This is a genomic window from Sphingobacterium bovisgrunnientis (assembly GCF_009829085.1).
Lineage (GTDB): Bacteria > Bacteroidota > Bacteroidia > Sphingobacteriales > Sphingobacteriaceae > Sphingobacterium > Sphingobacterium bovisgrunnientis.
Window position 1 is genome coordinate 1 of sequence record NZ_WUQY01000234.1, and the last position, 328, is coordinate 328.

1 protein-coding gene is annotated in these 328 nt (G+C 31.1%); it reads right to left on the minus strand.

The window, feature by feature from the left end:
• The coding region (locus GOQ16_RS18610) for a reverse transcriptase domain-containing protein (RefSeq protein WP_262886282.1) at positions 1-203 on the minus strand (203 nt) is incomplete at its 3' end.
• Between the last annotated feature and the right edge of the window lie 125 nt (positions 204-328).

Sequence of the window (328 nt, forward strand, 5' to 3'; positions counted from 1 at the left end):
GGGGTACATGCTTCCTTTATGTTCAAATGTTTGAACATGTTTATCACATTCTCAATATAATGTGATTGACTTAGATGGTAAACCCCACTAGTCTTCGTGACTTTGATACCCAAAATGGTATCCACTTGTCCAAGATCCTTCATCTTAAATGTGGAAGATAGAAACCTCTTTGTTTCTTTTATTCCATCCATGTGATCACTCATAATCAACATGTCATCAACATATAAGCATATAAATATCACATAATTATCACACACTTTTGAATATAAACATTTATCTACGCTATTATGTTTAAAACCAAACGAAATTATAGTTAAGTCAAATTTCT